3 protein-coding genes are annotated in these 4,252 nt (G+C 56.8%); all 3 read left to right on the forward strand.

Annotated features, from left to right (window positions below; all coding sequences use genetic code 11):
* Positions 1–456: hypothetical protein (locus V6D20_22510; GenBank protein ID HEY9818554.1), on the forward strand; the 456-nt coding region annotated here is incomplete at its 5' end.
* Positions 457–459: 3 nt separating this feature from the next.
* Positions 460–2,823 (forward strand): phage tail protein, encoded by a 2,364-nt coding sequence (locus tag V6D20_22515; protein HEY9818555.1) that lies wholly within the window; start codon positions 460–462, stop codon positions 2,821–2,823.
* A gap of 22 nt (positions 2,824–2,845) precedes the next feature.
* The coding region (locus V6D20_22520; GenBank protein ID HEY9818556.1) for a hypothetical protein at positions 2,846–4,252 on the forward strand (1,407 nt) is incomplete at its 3' end.

Genomic DNA, 4,252 nt, shown 5'->3' on the forward strand with positions numbered 1-4,252 from the left:
CTGTATGTGCGGGGTCCCGACTATGTTGACCTATGGGTTTCAGTGGGCATCATGCCCCAAGGTGGCTATGCGACCGGTCCGCTGCGGGAGGCGGTGAAACAGGCCCTCTACCGCTTCCTATCGCCGCTCTATGGTGGGCCGGTGCCCAAGGGGAGCGATCGCGGCTCTGGCTGGCCCCTAGAGGTGACGGTGTCTGCCGCAGAACTGGCCGCCGTGGTGGCCCGGGTGGAAGGGGTGCGCCAGATCAACGATGCCCTGCTGCTGGGGACGGAGACGGAAACAGTCTCCGGGGTAGAGCTATCGGGTCTAGAACTACCCCGACTGGCCCGATTGTCCGTGGTGGTTGGCTCGGCGGTGCCCTTGTCCCACCTGCGTGCTGATGGCGGCAGCACCACCACACCTCCCTCCCCAGACGTTGAGTGGGTTCCGATTCCCGTTTTGCCGGAGCGGTGTTAAGCCATGAAAAACGTTAACAACCATCGGTATCATTTGTTGCTAGGGCCCGCCGATTGGAGTCGTTGCCAGACGGAGTCGTCTGCTGGGCGGCGGTGGGAGTACAACCCCGATCGCCACGGGGTACAGCTGCAGGCAGAACTCTTGCCCCCACCCCAGCCGGGAGATGCGATCGCCCTCGATCCAGCCCAGCGACGGGATAGCGATCGCGATATCTATGGTCACTGGTACTGGATTGATGCTACCGGCACCCAGATTCAGGTTCGTTGGGCCGCCGCCCAGACCACCGAGACCCTCTATCCCCTGCCAGCTCAGACCTGTCCACCCACGGGGGATCCCTTTTATCCAGCCCAGCCCCCAGCACCAGCGCTGCCCGAACCCCTAGCTGGGCTAGCTATCTTACCGGATGGATACCTTGTGGTTGGATCACCCAGTACGGGCAGTTTACTGGTGTTGGATCTCTATGCCCTGGATGGTGGTGTGTTGCGCCTATCCTTGGATGAAGGTGCTTCCCTATCCCAACTTCCCCAGCCCTTTGATTTAGCAACATTACCCACCGGTGAGCTCTTTGTCCTCGATCGCGTCAACCATAAGGTGTGGCGACTGGATCGCACCCTGCGCACCCTGCCTCCTCCCGCCTCTCTGCCCCGAGTGCTCTCCTTGTTTCAGCCTCAGGTGGGCAGGCCGCGCCACGACACCCCAGTGCCGCCGCCAATGCCCATTCACCTCCATGCCGATACCATCCACCCAGGGGCGATCGCCCCCCTCCCCGACGGCAGTTTCTGGATTTTGGATCATCCTGACCGTGGAGCGGCACGCCTTTGGTATTACCCCGTCAACGGGGGTGTGCCGCAGGTTCAGGTTCTCAACACTGCCGTTTTAGTTGATGCTGGAGCCGATGACCTCGATCTTGGCGAGATTCGCGCCTATGACCTCGCCTATCAACCCAATCCCTCTGCCAATAACGCTCATACCCCCATCGGCACCTTAGTGGTAGTTGAATCAACCGGTCGTCAGGTGTTTGCGCTAACGGTACGCTCCCTCACGCCCTTAACCCTATATTTAGAACGCAACTACTATCCCCTACGCCATGCCCGTCCGGTATCTCTCATTGCCGACTGGGCATCCGGTGACATTTATTACCAACAGCTTCGGGAGCCATCTGGAGAAGTATCTGGGGAATCCCTCCGCCACCGCTGGCTACCGATCCGGGCCCTGCCGCGTCAGCGCTACGAACTCCAAGAAACCCTGATTTTACCGATTCTCGATGGTAAAGATCCCGATTGTGTCTGGCATCGTCTCTGCCTGGATGCCTGCCTACCGCCCAACACCACGATTCAGATCGAAGCCCAAGCGGCAGAACAACCCGAGGCGTTAACCCAGGCAGCCCGTCACCGGCAGCCGAACCTGTATCGACGGCCCAGCAGTGAATTGCCCTATTCTAGCCTCTGGAGTGCAGAGGAGCTGAATGACCATACGGGAACCTGGGAATTACTGTTTCAAGACCTGCGGGGGCGCTATCTGCAACTGCGTCTGACCCTGATCGGCAATGGTCGAACGACTCCCTTACTACGGGCCCTACGGGCTCACTATCCTCGATTTTCTTATCTTCAGGAGTATCTACCGGCGGTCTATCAACAGGATGCCGTATCCGCCAGCTTCTTGGAGCGCTTCCTGGCTAACCCTGAAGGGATATTGACGTATCTTGAGGGACTCATTGCCCAGATGCAGACCCTGTTGGATGTCCATACTGCACCGGCTGAAGCGCTAGACTGGCTGGCTAGCTGGATTGGGCTGGCCCTGGATCCTGCTTGGAATGACCATCAGCGACGATTGCTGATCGCCCAAGCGCCCTACTTCTTTCAGCGGCGCGGCACCCCGACTGGGTTATTGCAGGCTATTGTTCTGACCCTCTACCCCGAGTCAGGGCCCAGCATCTTTCACGATCATATGGCCGCCACCCTACACTCCACAGTCCGCATTGTGGAACGGTTCCTTACTCGTCTGCCCGGGGAGACAGCGATTGCTGATCCTACAGATGAACACCAACCTCCGCGATTGATCCCAAGTCCTGAAACCAAGAGTCGTGCCCATCGCTTCACCGTGATGGTGCCCACAACCGTGACGGCCACAACCCATGCCTTGATAGAGCGCATCGTTGCCCTAGAAAAGCCTGCTCACACTGCCTTTACTCTCCAGCCCTACTGGGCTCTCTTCCGCGTCGGCGACGTCCGCCTGGGGCTAGACACGGTCTTAGGGCAGGGTGGTCAGTTTGAACTTTTCCGCCTAGGGGAGTCCGCCTTGGATGCCGCTGCCCTAGGAACAACGTTCCCCTACAGCTTAACGAACCGTACTGTCATTTCTCGCTAACCCTATCACCCGGAGCAGCGCCATGGTTCACCCATTTTATCTTTGTCCTCAGCTCAAAAATCTCCACCACCGCGAGCGCTTAAACTATGTCCTGGGCCAAGTGCTAGGGGTCAACGACTTCCAGCAAGAACAGGTCTATTTTCTGCATAAGTCCCAACTCCATAACCGCAGTTTGCATGGCTACGGCACTGTATGGGGGCTGGCGGTGAGTACGGCTAATACTGACGGTATCTTAGAGCTTCAGGTGGCTCCAGGCTTTGCCATCGATCCCCAAGGGCGGGAGGTTTGGGTCGATGCTTTACAATGTGCCAAGCTCAATGATTGGCTAGCCGCAACCGTCATCGAGGACGAAGCGATCGCAAATTGGCAAACCTTACAGCCCTTGCCGGCTAACGATCTAGACGTATCCGAGACGCCTGAAGAGGTTCCCGCACCAGAGTCCAGTGATCTTGTTGCAGTCTATGTGACCTTGTGTTATCACGCCTGCTATACCGGCAAACAACCGATCCTCGGTGATCCCTGCCGCAGTGAGTCGGGGCAGGATGGCGTGATTCAAGATACCCGTCTTCGCGATCACTTTAGGCTGCAGTTACGGGCTACACCGCCGGTGCAATGGGAAGAAACCTGGGTACGGGCGATCGCATCCTTACTTGCCCAGATTGACATTGATCCGGATATCCCTGAGCTAGAAGACGAGGCGATCGCATCCCTAATCCAAACCCTGCGGGATGGACTAGACGATCCGGCACGGATTCCTACGATTGATGCTATTCTTCCCCAAAGCCAAGCCGATTCTGTGTTGCGCGATCTGTTTCGCTATTGGGTCACCCATACTCGCCCCAGTCTCGATCAACTGCACCATCCTGTCTTGAAGGTATTGGATAAGATTCTCATTGATGAGACGAGTGCTACACCTAGCGAAGAGGCGATCGCTGCCCAACTGACCCAATTCACCCAAGCTTTAGATGATTATCAGCGTTCAAAGCAGCTTACAGCGATTGATAACCTAGAAGCGGTGACCGTTCCTGGAGAGGTGTCCACTCGCTACCGCCGTGCTGTTCTCCGCCATTGGGATTCCATTTCTGCTGGAACCGATCAGTCCGTCGAAGATGACTGTATCTTACTCGCTGCTGTCCAGTTTTCTCTATCAGGAGATCAAGTCGATGAAAACACCCTAACTATTGTGGACTTACAGCGTCCCTATCTATTGCATACCCGTTTACTACAGGAACTGGTACTCCAGACCATGGTTCAGGGAGCCGTGAGCGAATGGGTACTAGACTCCGGTACAGTGCGGTACCAATCTCTTGAAGAGGATAGCGATGAATCTGGTATCTTTCCCGTCGATCCTCTGCCGACGCCTGAAACCATTGCCTTTGATGTCGTTGTACCTAATCCTCGTCTTGGAACAGGCACGGTTCGCTATCAA

This window comes from Candidatus Obscuribacterales bacterium (assembly GCA_036703605.1).
In the GTDB taxonomy this organism is placed as follows: domain Bacteria; phylum Cyanobacteriota; class Cyanobacteriia; order RECH01; family RECH01; genus RECH01.